This is a genomic window from Sphingomonas sp. HMP6 (genome assembly GCF_013374095.1).
Classification (GTDB): Bacteria; Pseudomonadota; Alphaproteobacteria; order Sphingomonadales; family Sphingomonadaceae; genus Sphingomonas.
In genome coordinates, this window is sequence record NZ_AP022672.1 from 3,572,049 (window position 1) to 3,585,794 (window position 13,746).

A 13,746-nucleotide genomic window follows, 5' to 3' on the forward strand; every position below is an offset into this window, starting at 1 on the left:
GGCATGATGGCTACCGTGTCGAGCAATCGCCGCGCTATCCCACGATCATGGGGGGGCGGTCGGGTGGCCTGTGCTATCGTGGCGCGCTACGCTGCAGCGGGAGCGAACGCAGCAGCGGCGACCGATCGAACGAGGACAGCGAATACCTAAAATGATCGGCCATTTGCAGCCTCGTTTCCTGAACTGCGTGCGATGCGGCCGATCCATCACGGCGCTGGAACACGAAACCAATCCAGCGCTGCTGCTGTCAGCAGCGCGCTCGTATTTTTTAGCAGCGCGGTGACGCCGGAGATGATCCGTCGATTGGCAGTGTGCGCCTGTGTCGCCGTTGCAACCCTCATTGCGGCGCTGTTGTTCAAACCGCCGCTGCCGACCTCGCCCCAGTCCGATACTTACGGGATAGTGCTAGTCGAGCCGGGAGATCTGGGCCTGCCCCGGCTGCCGGTCACGGCGACCCGGGTGCTGCCCTTCGCACAGCAATTCGATTGGCCAGTCAGCATGGCCAGACAGTATGACTATTCGGCTCCCGTGAACCTGCCGTCCGGCCAAAATCTCGGCGTCTACGTTCCGTTCCTCGGGGCCGACGCCCGACTTTACGTCAATAACGTTCCAGCAGGCGACGCTGACCTGCTGAACTTTGCTGGACCTGGCACAGGGGATCGTCGCGTGTTGGTCCGCATTCCTTCCCACTACCTGAAGGGCGCATTCAATCGCGTCGATATCGTGGTTTCGAGCGATGATCGCCATGTCGGCATGCGCTACTTTTACCTAGGGGATTTCGACACACTCCAACTCGACGCAAATCGCATGGATATGTGGCGGACGGTCGTCCAGCGGACGGGCCTGGCGTGCGCGGTACTGGGCTTGCTGAGTTCCGTGCTGGCGATCGTGTTGCGGCGAAGGATTAGGCTGCACCTGGCGCTAGCGCCCGTTTCGCTGCTGACGCTGGCATATGGCGCAATCAGTGTCCCGCCGCTCTGGATTATTGTCGGGATTTTGAGCTCGATCGTTGGCTTGCTGATCGCCCTCGGGCTGCGGCATCGTTTTGAAAGCAAGTCTGGAGGCGTCTTCGACGGTCTGCTGATGGCTGCGCTGCTTTCGACAATTGCGGCTGCAATGTTGGCGTTCGGGTCGATCTTGCCGTCTGGCGCGAAGTGGCTGATCGGCGTTGCGAACCTGGGCCAACTCCCGTTGCTCGCGATCGGCCTGCCGCTGCTGCTCGGATCGGACGTGATGGCGCTTCGCCGCGACCTTGCGGCCGCTCGTTCGACTGCGGCCGAACAGACGAAGATCGCGAAGAGCGCGGAGGAAGCGTTACGCGAGGAAATCCGGTCACGAGCGGTTGCCGAAGAACGGCAACGGTTCGTGCGCGACATGCACGACGGCATCGGAGGGCAGATGCAAGCGCTGCTGATGCGTCTTCGAATGCGCAAGATCGCAATCGCCGACGTCGAAAGCGAGGTCGCGGCGGGGCTGGTTGATTTGCGACTGGTGGCCGATTCACTGGACCATGTCGGCACCGACCTGGCCCAGGCCCTTGCGACGTTTCACACCAGGGCTCGGCAGCAGTTCGATGCGGTGGGGATTGGGCTGATATGGAATCAGAGCGGAGACTGCTCACGGATCATATTGGACCCGCGGGCCATCTTGAACGTGTACCGTATCCTGCAGGAGGCGCTCACCAACTGTGTCCGCCATGCGCACGCCAATCACGTTACCGTCACAATCGAGCTTCCGCCCAATGCGGGGCTTCTGGCGATCCTTTTCGAGGACGATGGTCGCGGATTTGAGGCGACCGCTGTGTCACATGGTAGAGGTCTAGGGAATATGGCTCAGCGCGCGGCCAGGCTTGGGGCGAAGTTCGATGTGATCAGCGTTCCGGGAATGGGCGGCAGCCGGATCGAACTGATCGTGCCAGTTCAATCGCAAGAATCGTCACAGGTCTAGCCAGCCGTTTTGGACCGCCTCGAACACCGCTTCGTTGCGCGAATGCACGCTCATCTTGGAATAGATCGCCTTCACATGGTCGGCGATAGTATGCTGCGATATATCGAGGGCTGACCCGGTTTCACGATACGATAGGCCGCGCGAAAACATCAGAAGGACGTCGCGCTCGCGGGGCGTGAGGATGTTGGCGACTTCAGTCGCTTTAGCATCCGGTCGACTGAGCATCCCGAGCAAATGGGTCGCAATCTGCGGACTGATTGGATTGCCGCCTGCATGCAGGGCATGGATGTCGCGGATGATCTGGTCAGGCGGGGTGTCTTTCAGCAAATAGCCGCTGGCGCCAAACTCGAAGGCGAGCAAGACGCTGGCCTTGTCACCCAATACGGTGAGGATCAGCGACCGCCCCCCGGTCGCGTCCGCGAAATGTCGGATAAAGTCCAACCCGTTGCCATCGGGCAGTTTGATATCGACCAGACAGATGTCTGCGAGCGTCGTTTCTATCGCTCGCCGCGCGTCGACGATACGCTCGCAGGCGAACGCGACGTGAAAGCCATCGGTCTCTTCGATCAACAGCGTCAAATATTCGCGCGTCGCTGGGTCGTCTTCCAAAACGCCGACGGCGATTGACGTCGGGACGACAGTCATCGCTTGCGCACTCTGTTTCGATCCCAGCAATTTGCGTGCGGTTGGTCGACGATATCGATCCACATCCGGGATTTGGACGGGATGCGGCTGTAAGATATCACGCCACCTCCGCCGCCTTCATGATAGCTCAAGACGCGCCACCCTGCGCCGAATTCCGCACTGCAACGGGCGTTGGCCGTTGCTAGCGTTGGAAAGTCGGTCCCCGCCAGCGGCGTGGTCATTCGAACCTCGCCGCCGTTGAACGAATCCAACTGCAGCCCTAATTTTTTCAATCGAGCAATGTCAGGGGCTTTAGAGCCAGGCTTGAAGCATCCCAGCGGCAACGCCGCAGCGCAACTCATATCGCCACTATAAGGGTCGCAACCCGGCTGACTGAAATCTCCGTTGCAGCGAAGCCAGGACAGGTCCTCGCCGATGCTTTTATTGTGAAATTCGCGAAAGGTGACCCCACGTATGTCGTCGGGTGCCATGCAAAGAACCAGCGCCATGAAATCGATGCTGGTGTCGTCGCCGATGGCTACTTCTACGTGGTCGGGCCGGGCGGGAGAGTTCGCCCAATCCACAAACCGTTCGCTCGATCCGGGCGGCATGCTCATGGGTAATTGCGCCAAATTCATCGTCAGCAAAATGCTGCCGTCCGGCAGCGTTTTACGATTTTCGATGTCTTTCAGCCGTCGGCCAAATTCGATCGTACCGAAGCGAGCTTGGTTATCAGGATTGTCGACTAAATCCCCTAATCGGACATTATCGTTGCCCGCTCCCGGCTCGCCGCGCGTTCGTAGCACCAACTGCGCAGTCTCGATGCCGCTTGGCATCTGGAACCAGTCTGTGAAGTATTTGTCGGCCCCGGGTTCGTCATAATTCCTGAGCCCCATTACGCGATTTTTGCCCGCTGCAAGGTCTTTGAACAGACCAGTGCCGAGCAATCGCGGATCGATGCGCGCCGGCTCATTTCCTCCTCTGGCGAATCCGTCCTCGACGCCATTTACGAGAACTATTCGACGCTGCCATCGTTGGCACGTCGTGCGATCAACTATATCGAGCCCTGGTGTTATAGAGCGTGTAACTCGATCGAAATCTGCCGAAGCGTTCGGCCTATACCCGCTGATGTGGACAAGCGCGAACCATGCACAAAGCGCACCTAGCGTGCCGACAAATGCCACAGCCGCCGGCGACCTCAACTTGCTGCTCATAGCTAAACGCAACTCGAGCCCCCTCATTGCGCGACACGACGACCTTCCAAGGCGGCCCGCTATTTCAGCCGCTCGTACGGCTTCCGTTATTTCGCTACCGTTACAGCCGTCGGGTCCAGTCGCCAAGGGGACAGGGGACACCGCAATTGCAAAGCCAATCGGAGGGGCCGCTTATCCTAGAGAGCCGCCTGAAAGTAGTCGGCCCGCTTGCGGCCCACATTCGGCCATCTAGCGGCACTTGAACGAGCGACCGCATTCGGGATGGGCTTAAACGGCCATAAACGCGGCTTCTTGGGTCATTCTGCCGCAAAGCTGCCGGGCGGCAGGAGCAACATCTCAAACCATCGCCGTAGTCGTTGATTGCGCAACCCGTTTAATTTCTCACAATGCATCAAAGCGGCCCATAAAAGCCCGCAAATCGTGTGGGACCAAATGTGGGCGCCGTTTCAACCACCGCGTGAAAAAGCGGAGAATACTGACGATTCTGGCTTGACGCTGGTGACCCCTACGAGAATCGAACTCGTGCTTACGCCGTGAGAGGGCGTCGTCCTAACCGCTAGACGAAGGGGCCATGCGTTGAAGCGGCGGCAATACGCATCGGCAGGGGGGGCGTCAAGGCGCAGCGGAACTCGCGCCGCATACCGGCGTTTTTATCCCAGTCACGGTCCGAACGGGCGGATCGCCGAAATCTTGGGAATTTTAGATGCTTTGGACCATTGTCGTTGTTTTGCTCGTGCTGTGGGCATTGGGTTTTGCGGTTAATATCGGCGGTGGGTTGATCCACTTGCTGTTGGTCATTGCGCTGATCGTCGTGGTGGTGCGGCTGCTGCAGGGGCGCCGTGTGGTCTAGCGTCAACGGTGCGCGGCGGTTCAGGCCGCCGCGCGCCGCCGTTCGGCCATTTCGACGTTGAGCATCTCCGCCAACAGGAATGCAAGCTCCAGCGATTGCCCCGCGTTCAGACGCGGATCGCAATGGGTGTGGTAGCGGTCGGCCAGCGATTGCTCGGTGACATCCACCGCGCCGCCGGTGCATTCGGTCACGTTCTGGCCCGTCATTTCGGCGTGGATGCCGCCTGCGATCGACCCCTCGGCGCGATGCACCGCGAAGAAGCCGCGTACTTCCGCCAGGATTCGGTCGAACGGGCGCGTCTTGTAGCCGTTCGCCGCCTTGACGACATTGCCGTGCATTGGGTCGCAACTCCAGACGACGGGATGCCCCTCGCGCAGCACGGCGCGGACCAGCTTGGGTAGGCCCGCCTCGATCTTGTCGTGACCGTAGCGGGTGATGAGCGTCATGCGGCCAGGCACGCGGTTGGGATTGAGCGTGTCGAGCAAGCGCAGCAGCGCGTCCGGCTCCAGGCTTGGCCCGCATTTCATGCCGATCGGGTTGCCGATACCACGCAAATATTCGACATGCGCGCTGCCCTCGAAGCGTGTGCGGTCGCCAATCCACAGGAAATGCGCCGACGTGTCGTACCAGTCGCCGGTCAGCGAATCCTGCCGCGTGAGTGCCTGTTCGTAGCGGAGCAGCAGTGCTTCATGGCTGGTATAGAAGCTCGTTTGGGCCAATTGCGGTACGGTTTCCGGGCTGATCCCGCAGGCGGCCATGAATTCGAGCGCCTCACCGATTCGGTCGGCAGTTTCAGCATATTTCTTCGCCCACGGGCTGCGGCCCATGTAATCGTGCGTCCAACGATGGACTTGCGCGAGATTTGCGTAACCGCCGCCCGCGAAGGCGCGCAGCAGGTTCAGCGTCGCCGCGGACTGGCTATAGGCGCGGATCATCCGCTGTGGATCGGGCTGGCGCCCGTCCGCCGTGAAGTCGATATCGTTGACGATGTCGCCGCGGTACGCGGGCAGCGTAACGTCACCTTGAGTCTCGGTATCGGCCGACCGCGGCTTGGCGAATTGCCCCGCCATGCGACCGAGCTTCACCGTCGGCAGTTTCGACGCGAACGTCAGCACGACCGCCATTTGCAGGATGACGCGAAAGGTATCGCGAATGTTGTTGGCGCTATGCTCGGCGAAGCTCTCGGCGCAATCGCCGCCTTGCAGCAGGAACGCCTTGCCCTCCGCCACACGGGCGAGGTCGGCGGTCAGATTGCGTGCTTCGCCGGCGAAGACGAGCGGGGGGAAGCTGGCGAGCGTATCGGTCGCCGCGTCGAGCGCAGCGGCGTCCGGATAGGTCGGCATCTGCCGCGCGTCGGCACGCGTCCAGCTATCGGGGGCCCAAGCACTCATGTCATTCTCCGTGCGAATCGAAATATACCAATCGGCGTGGGTGGCGATGCCGTTGGCCGCGATTTGATTGACGGCCGGGCCGCTTGCGCGTTTGCCGTCCTCCTCCCAACCCTGAACGGTCGAGCCGGGCGCGCCATACCAGGCACCGAACGCGGCGCGGGTGAGCGCACGGTCCTCGCGGAAGCGCCGGATCTTGATGCCTGCCATCGTCGTCATGCCCAGCGCATTACCCAGCGTGGGTAAGTCGGGCAAGCGGAAATTTCCCAGACGGGGTAATTCAGTACCCGGCGGTCAGATCCACGACATTTTCCATTGGCCGTCCATCGCGGAAGGCGTCGAGGTTGCGCAGGAACAACGCGGCGGCGCGCTGGAACATCTTGGTCTGGCTGCGACCCGACAGGTGCATCGTGTGGATGAGGTTGGGCGCGGCCCACAGCGGGTCTTCCGGTGGCAGCGGCTCGGGCGTGACGGTGTCGAGGCAGGCGCCGCCGATGCGTTGCGCCGTGAGCGCGGCGATCAGCGCGTCCTGATCGACCATGTCGCCGCGGCCAAGGTTGAACAGCCACGCGCCGGGCTTCATCGCCGCGAGTTCGCGCTCGCCGATCATCGCCTGCGTCGCATCGGTCGAGGGGGCGGCAAGGATCACCCAGTCGAATGCGCCGAGTTTGGCCTTCCACGCATCCGGGGTCAGCGTGCCGTCGCGGCCCGATCGCGTCACACCGGTGACCGCGACGCCGAATGCGGCCAGCCGCTCGCCGATCAAACGTCCGATCGCACCATAGCCGACGATCAGCGCGCTGGTTTCGAACAGTTCGATCCGGCCGGGGGCGTAGTCGGGCCAGGCACGTCGATCAGCGATCCGCACCACCTCGTCATAGCGCTTCGCCGCCACCAGCACGCTCATCACGGCATATTCGGCAACCGCGACGGCGTTGATCCCGCTACCGTTGGTGACGATCGTCCCGTCGCGCGTGAGTTTCGCCATGTCGAGCGAATCGATTCCGGCGATAGCGGTGAACAGCCATTTCAGCGATGTCGCCGCCGCCACGGCTTCCGGGGTTAGACCGTGCGGGAAGAGATCGACCCAGCCGATATCGGCATCGACCATCGCTGCCGTTGCCTCTTCACGGGTCGTGACCCAGGCGATCTCTAGATCGTCGGGCAAATGCGCCTCGATCAGGCCTCGGACGAACGCGGGGAGGACGGCTTTCATACGGTCAGTTTCCAATCCCAACTAAGCGAATCGCCGTCCATCACTTCGACCCCGGCCGCGGCGAGCGTATCGCGTATCGCGTCGGAGGCCGCGAAATCCTTCGCCACGCGTGCGTCGCGGCGGGCGGCGAGGTGGGCCTCGATTTCATCTTCGTCGAGCGTCGCCGTGGCGGGCCGCAGCCGAAGACCGGCGCGGTTCAGCGTCTCGAGCTTAAGGCCCAGCACGGCGTCGAAATCGCCAAGGGCGCGCAGCCGCGTTGCGGGCGACAGGCGTTTGTCGGCGAGCAGGTCGTCGAGCACGGTCAGCGCGCGCGGCGTAGCGAGATCGTCGCCAACCGCCGCCTCTAATTGCGCGAGATACGGTTCGGCATCGCCCTTAAGCAGGTAATCGTCGCGCGACCGCAACGCGTCGCGCGCGATCACCAGGCGCTTGAGCCGTGTGAACGCCGCCGCCAGATTCTCCCAGGTGAATTCCAGCTCGCTGCGGTAATGCGCCTGCAGGCACATCATCCGATATGCCAGCGGATGAAAGCCGGCATCGACCAGCGTCTGGAGCCGCAGGAACTCACCGGTCGATTTCGACATTTTCGATCCGCGATCGACCAGGAAGTTGTTGTGCATCCAGATCCGTGCGCCCGTATCGTCGCAACCGCAAAACGCCTGGTTCTGCGCAATCTCGTTGGGATGGTGGATTTCGCGGTGGTCGATCCCGCCGGTGTGGATGTCGAAGGGATGGCCGAGATGCTGGCGACTCATCACCGAGCATTCGAGGTGCCAGCCGGGGGCGCCCTTGCCCCAGGGTGAATCCCATTCCATCTGGCGCTGCTCCCCGGGAGGTGAGCGCCGCCAGATCGCGAAATCCTGCGGATGGCGTTTGCCCGAGACGGGATCGATCCGGCTTTCGCCCGCATCCGAAACGGCGCGCGCGAGGCTGCCGTAATCGGGCACACGGGTCGTATCGAAATACAGCCCGCCTTCGATCAGATAGCAGTCCTTTTCGATCGCCTGCGCGAACGCAATCATCTGCGGAATGTGGTCGGTAGCCACCGTCCATTCAGCCGGCGGATCGATGTTGAGCCGCGCGACATCGTCCTTGAACGCCGCCGTATAATGCGCGGCGATCTCCCAGATCGATTTTGCCTGCGCCGCGGCGGCCTTTTCCATCTTGTCGTCGCCCGCATCGGCGTCGCTGGTCAAATGCCCGACATCGGTGATGTTGATGATGTGCTTGGTCGGATACCCCTTCCAGCGCAGCACGCGGCCGAGTGTATCGGCGAACAGGAAGGCGCGCATGTTGCCGATGTGCTGATAGTTATAAACCGTCGGCCCGCAGGTGTAGATTCGCACGAGTGCCAGATCGATCGGCACGAACGGCTCGGTCGCGCGCGTGAGGCTGTTATAGAAGGTGAGGGGGGTGCCAGTCATGACGCTCGCTTACAGAGGCGGTTGGGCCAAAGTCACGTAATAAGGTGATCCATGCCTTGAAACTTGTGAGTGCCGCGTGTAGGGCGCACGCCTTGCGACGCAGACTCAATGTTTGCGGCGGCGCTTATCTATCGATTCGGAGCACTTCGGGTTTATGCAAATCATCGTACGCGACAACAATGTCGACCAGGCGCTGCGCGCGCTTAAGAAGAAGCTGCAGCGCGAAGGCGTCTATCGTGAGATGAAGCTGCGCCGGCATTATGAAAAGCCGAGCGAGAAGCGCGCGCGTGAGCGCGCCGCCGCTGTCCGCCGCGCCCGCAAGCTGGAGCGCAAGCGCATGGAGCGCGACGGGGTTCGGTAAGAATCCCCTTCGGCCGGCCAGTGCGCGCCGGCCGTTCGTTCTGACGTAAATAGACTTCGACCCCCGCCCGGGAGCCACCATGTCGATCACCGCTGTCCCGCTGAAGCCCGTCAAGCGGAGCATTTTGGTGTATCTGTGGCTCTTCATCGCCTTGGCGGTGGCGGGGGCCGCGGCGCTTGCGATGCAAACGCCGATCGATCCGACGACGGCGTTCCTAGCGAAGAATGCCCGCGCCAAGGGCGTGGTAACCACGCCGTCGGGACTGCAATATCTTGTGCTTACGCCCGGTAAGGGTCCGCACCCGACCGATGAGGACATCGGCCTGATCAATTATGAAGGTCGGCTGGTCGACGGCACGGTGTTCGACAAATCGCCGCAGCCTACCCCGATCCCGGTCGTCGCCAGCAACCCGGAGACGGGTCGACAGGGCGTGATCGCGGGCTTTTCCGAAGCATTGAAACTGATGTCGAAGGGCGCGAAATATCGCGTCTGGATCAAGCCGAGCCTCGCGTATGGTGAGAAGGACCAGGGCGTAATCCCGCCGCATTCGACGCTGGTGTTCGATCTCGAACTGCTCGAATTCATCCCCGAGTCGACCTATCGCCAGATCCAGCAACAGCAGCAGTTGATGCAGCAGCAACGCGGTGGTGGTGCGGGTGGTTTGCCGCCTGGTGCGCTGCCGCCCGGCGCAGAGGGACAACCCGGCGCGCGCTGAGCCAAGTCGCTTCGGTGATTGCGTCGGCGAACCAGACCGCGCATCCTATATAAGGTTCGTACGTTCCTGCATGTGGAGACCACAGTGTCGCATGCGCGTTGCGCACTTGCCGCTCGCGTAAGGCGAGAGCAAGGGGTGCGCGAGAGGTAGCTACGACATGTTCGACGGCATTGACCCGATTATTCTCGCCCGTGCGCAATTCGCCTTCACGGTCAGTTTTCACTTCATCTTTCCGTCCTTCTCGATCGGCCTCGCGAGCTATCTTGCGGTGCTTGAAGGGTTGTGGCTGCGCACGGGCAAGCAGCTCTATCTCGACATCTTCCGCTTCTGGGTAAAGATCTTCGCCGTCGCCTTTGCGATGGGCGTCGTGTCTGGCATCGTGATGTCATATCAGTTCGGCACCAACTGGGCGGTGTTCTCGGACAAGACCGGGCCGATCCTGGGGCCGCTTATGGCCTATGAAGTGCTGACCGCCTTTTTCCTTGAGGCCGGCTTCCTCGGCGTGATGCTGTTCGGGATGAAGAAGGTCGGCAAGCGGCTGCATTTTACCGCCACCTGCATGGTTGCGGTGGGTACCGCGATCTCGGCCTTCTGGATCCTGTCGGCGAACAGCTGGATGCACACGCCGCAAGGTTATGCGATCAACGCGCAAGGCCAGTTCGTAATGGCCGGATCATGGCTCAAGGTGATCTTCAACCCAAGCTTCCCGTATCGCTTCCTCCACACCGTGATTGCCGCCTACCTGACCACCTCACTGGTGGTTGGCGCGACCGGGGCTTGGCATTTGCTGAAGAATCCGAGCGAGCCGCATGCGCGGAAGATTTTCAGCATGGCGATGTGGATGGCGGCGATCGTCGCGCCGATCCAGATCATGGCCGGCGATGCGCACGGACTCAACACGCTCGAATATCAACCGGCCAAGGTGATGGCGATGGAGGGTCATTATGACAGCCATCCCAAGGGCGCGCCGCTGATCCTGTTCGGCATTCCCAATTCGGAAAAGAAGCGGATCGATTATGCGATCGAGATTCCAAAGGCATCCTCGCTGATCCTTAAGCACGATCTCAACGCGCCGCTCGCCGGGCTCGACACGATCCCGCAGGACAAGCAGCCGCCCGTCGCGATCCTGTTCTGGTCGTTCCGCGTGATGGTGGGCCTTGGCTTCGCGATCTTCGGACTTGGCCTGTGGAGCCTGTTCGCGCGGTGGCGCGGCAAATTGTACGACTGGAAGTGGCTGCACCGCGCGGGCGTGCTGATGGGCCCGGCCGGGTTCATCGCGGTCATCGCCGGGTGGATCACGACCGAGACCGGGCGTCAGCCTTACACGGTTTACGGTTTGCTCCGCACGGTCGACAGTGCCTCGCCACTCGCCGCACCTGCAGTCGGCGCCTCGCTGGTCGCCTTCGTGCTGGTCTATTTCGCGGTGTTCGGCGTCGGCACTTGGTACATCTTGCGCTTGATCGGGAAGGGTGTCGAGACGGGCGAGAGCGAGATCAGCGACGCACCGATCCGCACGGCGGGAACGACGCCGTCGCCTGCGCACCAGCCGGAAGGACATGCGGCATGATCAATGCGGATCTCGCCACGGTATGGGCCTTCATCATTGCTTTCGCGGTGTTCGGTTATGTCGTGCTGGACGGCTTCGATCTCGGGATCGGCATCCTGTTCCCAGCGTTCAAGGTCGGCGCCGATCGCGACGCGGCGATGAACGCGATCGCGCCGGTGTGGGACGGAAACGAGACATGGCTGGTACTGGGCGGCGGCGGGCTGTTCGCGGCGTTCCCGCTGGCCTACGCGATCCTGATGCCGGCGATGTATCCGCCGATCATCGCGATGCTGCTGGGCTTAGTCTTCCGCGGCGTGGCGTTCGAATATCGCTGGCGCGACCCCAGCCATCGTCGCTGGTGGGATATCGCCTTTACCGTTGGATCGTTCACTGCCGCCTTCGCCCAAGGCGTGATCCTGGGCGCGTTACTACAGGGTGTGAAGGTCTCCGGGCGTGCTTACGGGGGCGCATGGCTCGACTGGCTGACACCGTTCAGCGTGCTGACCGGGGTCAGCGTGGTGGTAGGTTATGCGTTGCTCGGCGCGACCTGGCTGATTGCCAAGACCGAAGGACGGACCGCCGAACAGGCGCTCGGCTTCGCACGCTGGCTGGGTGTGGCGACTTTGGTGGCCGTGGCGGCGGTGAGCCTCGCCACGCCGTTCCTCAACCATGATTATTACAGCCGATGGTTCCGGATGCCGGGCATCTTGCTCACCGCGCCGGTGCCGATCCTGGTTGCTGCGATCGCCTTGCTGTTCTGGCGGTCGCTCGGCCGCGGTGCGCAGATTCTGCCGTTCGTGCTCACGATCGCCGTGTTCGGCCTGTGTTTCATCGGGCTGGGGATCAGCATGTATCCCTATATCGTGCCCGCCAGCGTAACGATCTGGCAGGCCGCTGCGCCCGAATCCTCTCAAGTCTTCATGCTGATCGGCGTCGGCATCATGCTGCCGCTGATCATCGGCTACACCGCGTGGGGTTATTGGGTGTTCCGCGGCAAGGTTGGCGAGGGGTATCATTGATGATCGAGAGCCGCGTCGCACCGCTATGGAAGCGGCTCGCCTGGATGGCGGGCATTTGGGTGATCAGTGTCCTTGCGCTCAGCGTGGTGGCATATGCCATTAAACTGTGGTTACGCGCCTGATCTTTCCGACGTAAAGGTGGACGCCGTGGATTGGGGCATTTTCAAGCGGCAGATGGGCGAGCAGTTGCACATCAGCGACGATGCGCTGCATGTCCACGCTGGCATGGCGATTCTTATTCTCGTCGCATTGCTGTTGCGGCGGCCACCGTGGAACTGGCGCCCGCTGCTCACGGTGGCGGTGATCGAGGCGATCAACGAAATCTACGACATGCGCTCGCTTGGTATACGGCCGAATAATGAAACTGCATTTCCCGACAGCATCCATGATTTCGTGCTGACGATGCTGTGGCCGGTCGTCATCGCCGCGACGTGGCCGCTGTTCCGGCGGTTCTTGGATAAACGCTAAGAATAGCCGCGCCTTTCCATGCGCGCGTGTGCGCGGTAACGCGGGTCGTCACGCGAATCATCAGGGTCTAAGGGTTCCCATGCATATCAAGCCGCTGCGCAAGGCCGTTTTTCCCGTTGGTGGCTTGGGAACCCGTTTTCTCCCCGCGACGAAGGCGATGCCCAAGGAAATGTTGCCCGTGGTGGATCGCCCCTTGATCCAATACGCGGTCGACGAAGCGATCGAAGCGGGGATCGAACAGATGATCTTCGTTACCGGACGCGGTAAATCGGCGATCGAGGATCATTTCGACATTGCCTATGAACTCGAGGCGACGATGGCAGCACGCGGCAAGTCGCTTGAAGTGCTCGACCAGACCCGGCTCGCGCCCGGCGCGGTCGCCTATGTGCGGCAGCAGGAGCCGATGGGCCTGGGTCACGCGGTCTGGTGCGCCCGCGACATCGTCGGCGATGAGCCGTTCGCGGTACTGCTCGCCGACGACTTCATGGTCGGAAAACCGGGCTGCCTGCGCCAAATGGTCGATGCCTATATGAAGGTCGGCGGCAATATGATCTGCGCGCAGGAAGTGCCTGAGGATCAGACGCATATGTACGGGGTTATCACGCCTGGCACGCGCGACGGCGCTCTCACGCAAGTGAAGGGGCTGGTCGAAAAGCCGGCAAAGGGTTCTGCACCGTCGAACCTTTCGGTGATCGGTCGCTATATTTTGCAGCCCGAAGTTATGCGCGTGCTCGAGAATCAAGGCAAGGGCGCGGGCGGCGAGATTCAGTTGACGGACGCAATGGCGCGGATGATCGGTGATCAGCCGTTCCACGGGCTGACTTTCGACGGCAAGCGCTACGATTGCGGCGATAAAGCGGGCTACGTCACCGCCAACCTCGCCGTCGCGGTGGGACGCGACGATATCGGCGAAACCGTACGCGCGTTTGCGGTCAATCTGCTGAAATAGTCGAGATTCGGCGTACCAGAGAGCC

At 61.8% G+C, this 13,746-nt stretch carries 14 protein-coding genes and 1 tRNA gene; 9 read left to right on the forward strand and 6 right to left on the reverse strand.

Going from position 1 to position 13,746, the window contains the following annotated elements:
* Positions 1-192 precede the first annotated feature (192 nt).
* Positions 193-1,947: a sensor histidine kinase gene (locus HMP06_RS17485; RefSeq protein ID WP_176498241.1), complete on the forward strand. Its 1,755-nt coding sequence runs from the start codon at positions 193-195 to the stop codon at positions 1,945-1,947.
* On the opposite strand, the gene HMP06_RS17490 is transcribed toward HMP06_RS17485, so the two are convergent.
* The 3 genes from HMP06_RS17490 to HMP06_RS17500 all read right to left on the reverse strand — a co-directional run bounded on the left by HMP06_RS17490 (position 1,936) and on the right by HMP06_RS17500 (position 4,356).
* Positions 1,936-2,592, reverse strand: a complete 657-nt coding sequence (locus HMP06_RS17490) for a response regulator (protein ID WP_269473390.1) — start codon at positions 2,590-2,592, stop codon at positions 1,936-1,938. The genes HMP06_RS17485 and HMP06_RS17490 overlap by 12 nt on opposite strands.
* The gene (locus tag HMP06_RS17495) at positions 2,589-3,518 is read right to left on the reverse strand and encodes a hypothetical protein (RefSeq protein ID WP_176498243.1); all 930 of its coding nucleotides are present in this window, start codon (positions 3,516-3,518) and stop codon (positions 2,589-2,591) included. The genes HMP06_RS17490 and HMP06_RS17495 overlap by 4 nt, the downstream gene beginning before the upstream one ends.
* Positions 3,519-4,281: 763 nt before the next feature.
* Positions 4,282-4,356 (reverse strand) — tRNA-Glu (locus HMP06_RS17500).
* A gap of 132 nt (positions 4,357-4,488) precedes the next feature.
* Here HMP06_RS17500 and HMP06_RS17505 point away from each other — a divergent pair.
* Positions 4,489-4,635, forward strand: coding sequence for a lmo0937 family membrane protein (locus HMP06_RS17505; protein WP_176498244.1), 147 nt, complete (start codon positions 4,489-4,491; stop codon positions 4,633-4,635).
* Between the two features lie 20 nt (positions 4,636-4,655).
* Here the strand turns inward: HMP06_RS17505 and HMP06_RS17510 are convergent, their stop codons facing one another.
* From HMP06_RS17510 to cysS, 3 genes are all read right to left on the reverse strand, one after another.
* On the reverse strand, positions 4,656-6,242 hold the full coding sequence (locus HMP06_RS17510; protein ID WP_176498623.1) for a class II 3-deoxy-7-phosphoheptulonate synthase: 1,587 nt from the start codon (positions 6,240-6,242) through the stop codon (positions 4,656-4,658).
* Between the two features lie 61 nt (positions 6,243-6,303).
* Complete coding sequence (locus HMP06_RS17515) at positions 6,304-7,239, reverse strand: NAD(P)-dependent oxidoreductase (protein WP_176498245.1); 936 nt, start codon at positions 7,237-7,239, stop codon at positions 6,304-6,306.
* On the reverse strand, positions 7,236-8,663 hold the full coding sequence (gene cysS, locus HMP06_RS17520) for a cysteine--tRNA ligase (RefSeq protein WP_176498246.1): 1,428 nt from the start codon (positions 8,661-8,663) through the stop codon (positions 7,236-7,238). The genes HMP06_RS17515 and cysS overlap by 4 nt, the downstream gene beginning before the upstream one ends.
* 154 nt (positions 8,664-8,817) lie before the next feature.
* Here cysS and rpsU point away from each other — a divergent pair, with 154 nt between their 5' ends.
* The 7 genes from rpsU to galU all read left to right on the forward strand — a co-directional run bounded on the left by rpsU (position 8,818) and on the right by galU (position 13,721).
* The gene (rpsU, locus tag HMP06_RS17525; protein WP_106640311.1) at positions 8,818-9,024 is read left to right on the forward strand and encodes a 30S ribosomal protein S21; all 207 of its coding nucleotides are present in this window, start codon (positions 8,818-8,820) and stop codon (positions 9,022-9,024) included.
* A gap of 79 nt (positions 9,025-9,103) precedes the next feature.
* On the forward strand, positions 9,104-9,739 hold the full coding sequence (locus tag HMP06_RS17530; RefSeq protein ID WP_176498247.1) for an FKBP-type peptidyl-prolyl cis-trans isomerase: 636 nt from the start codon (positions 9,104-9,106) through the stop codon (positions 9,737-9,739).
* A gap of 157 nt (positions 9,740-9,896) precedes the next feature.
* Positions 9,897-11,306 carry a cytochrome ubiquinol oxidase subunit I gene (locus tag HMP06_RS17535; RefSeq protein ID WP_176498248.1) on the forward strand — a complete coding sequence of 470 codons (1,410 nt, stop codon included), beginning with the start codon at positions 9,897-9,899 and terminating at the stop codon, positions 11,304-11,306.
* Positions 11,303-12,304, forward strand: coding sequence for a cytochrome d ubiquinol oxidase subunit II (gene cydB / locus HMP06_RS17540; RefSeq protein ID WP_176498249.1), 1,002 nt, complete (start codon positions 11,303-11,305; stop codon positions 12,302-12,304). The genes HMP06_RS17535 and cydB overlap by 4 nt, the downstream gene beginning before the upstream one ends.
* The gene (locus tag HMP06_RS17545; protein WP_176498250.1) at positions 12,304-12,426 is read left to right on the forward strand and encodes a DUF2474 family protein; all 123 of its coding nucleotides are present in this window, start codon (positions 12,304-12,306) and stop codon (positions 12,424-12,426) included. The genes cydB and HMP06_RS17545 overlap by 1 nt, the downstream gene beginning before the upstream one ends.
* On the forward strand, positions 12,371-12,772 hold the full coding sequence (locus tag HMP06_RS17550) for a hypothetical protein (RefSeq protein ID WP_176495225.1): 402 nt from the start codon (positions 12,371-12,373) through the stop codon (positions 12,770-12,772). Before HMP06_RS17545 ends, HMP06_RS17550 begins: the two co-directional genes overlap by 56 nt.
* Positions 12,773-12,851: 79 nt before the next feature.
* The gene (galU, locus tag HMP06_RS17555; RefSeq protein ID WP_176498251.1) at positions 12,852-13,721 is read left to right on the forward strand and encodes a UTP--glucose-1-phosphate uridylyltransferase GalU; all 870 of its coding nucleotides are present in this window, start codon (positions 12,852-12,854) and stop codon (positions 13,719-13,721) included.
* The last annotated feature ends 25 nt before the right edge of the window (positions 13,722-13,746 follow it).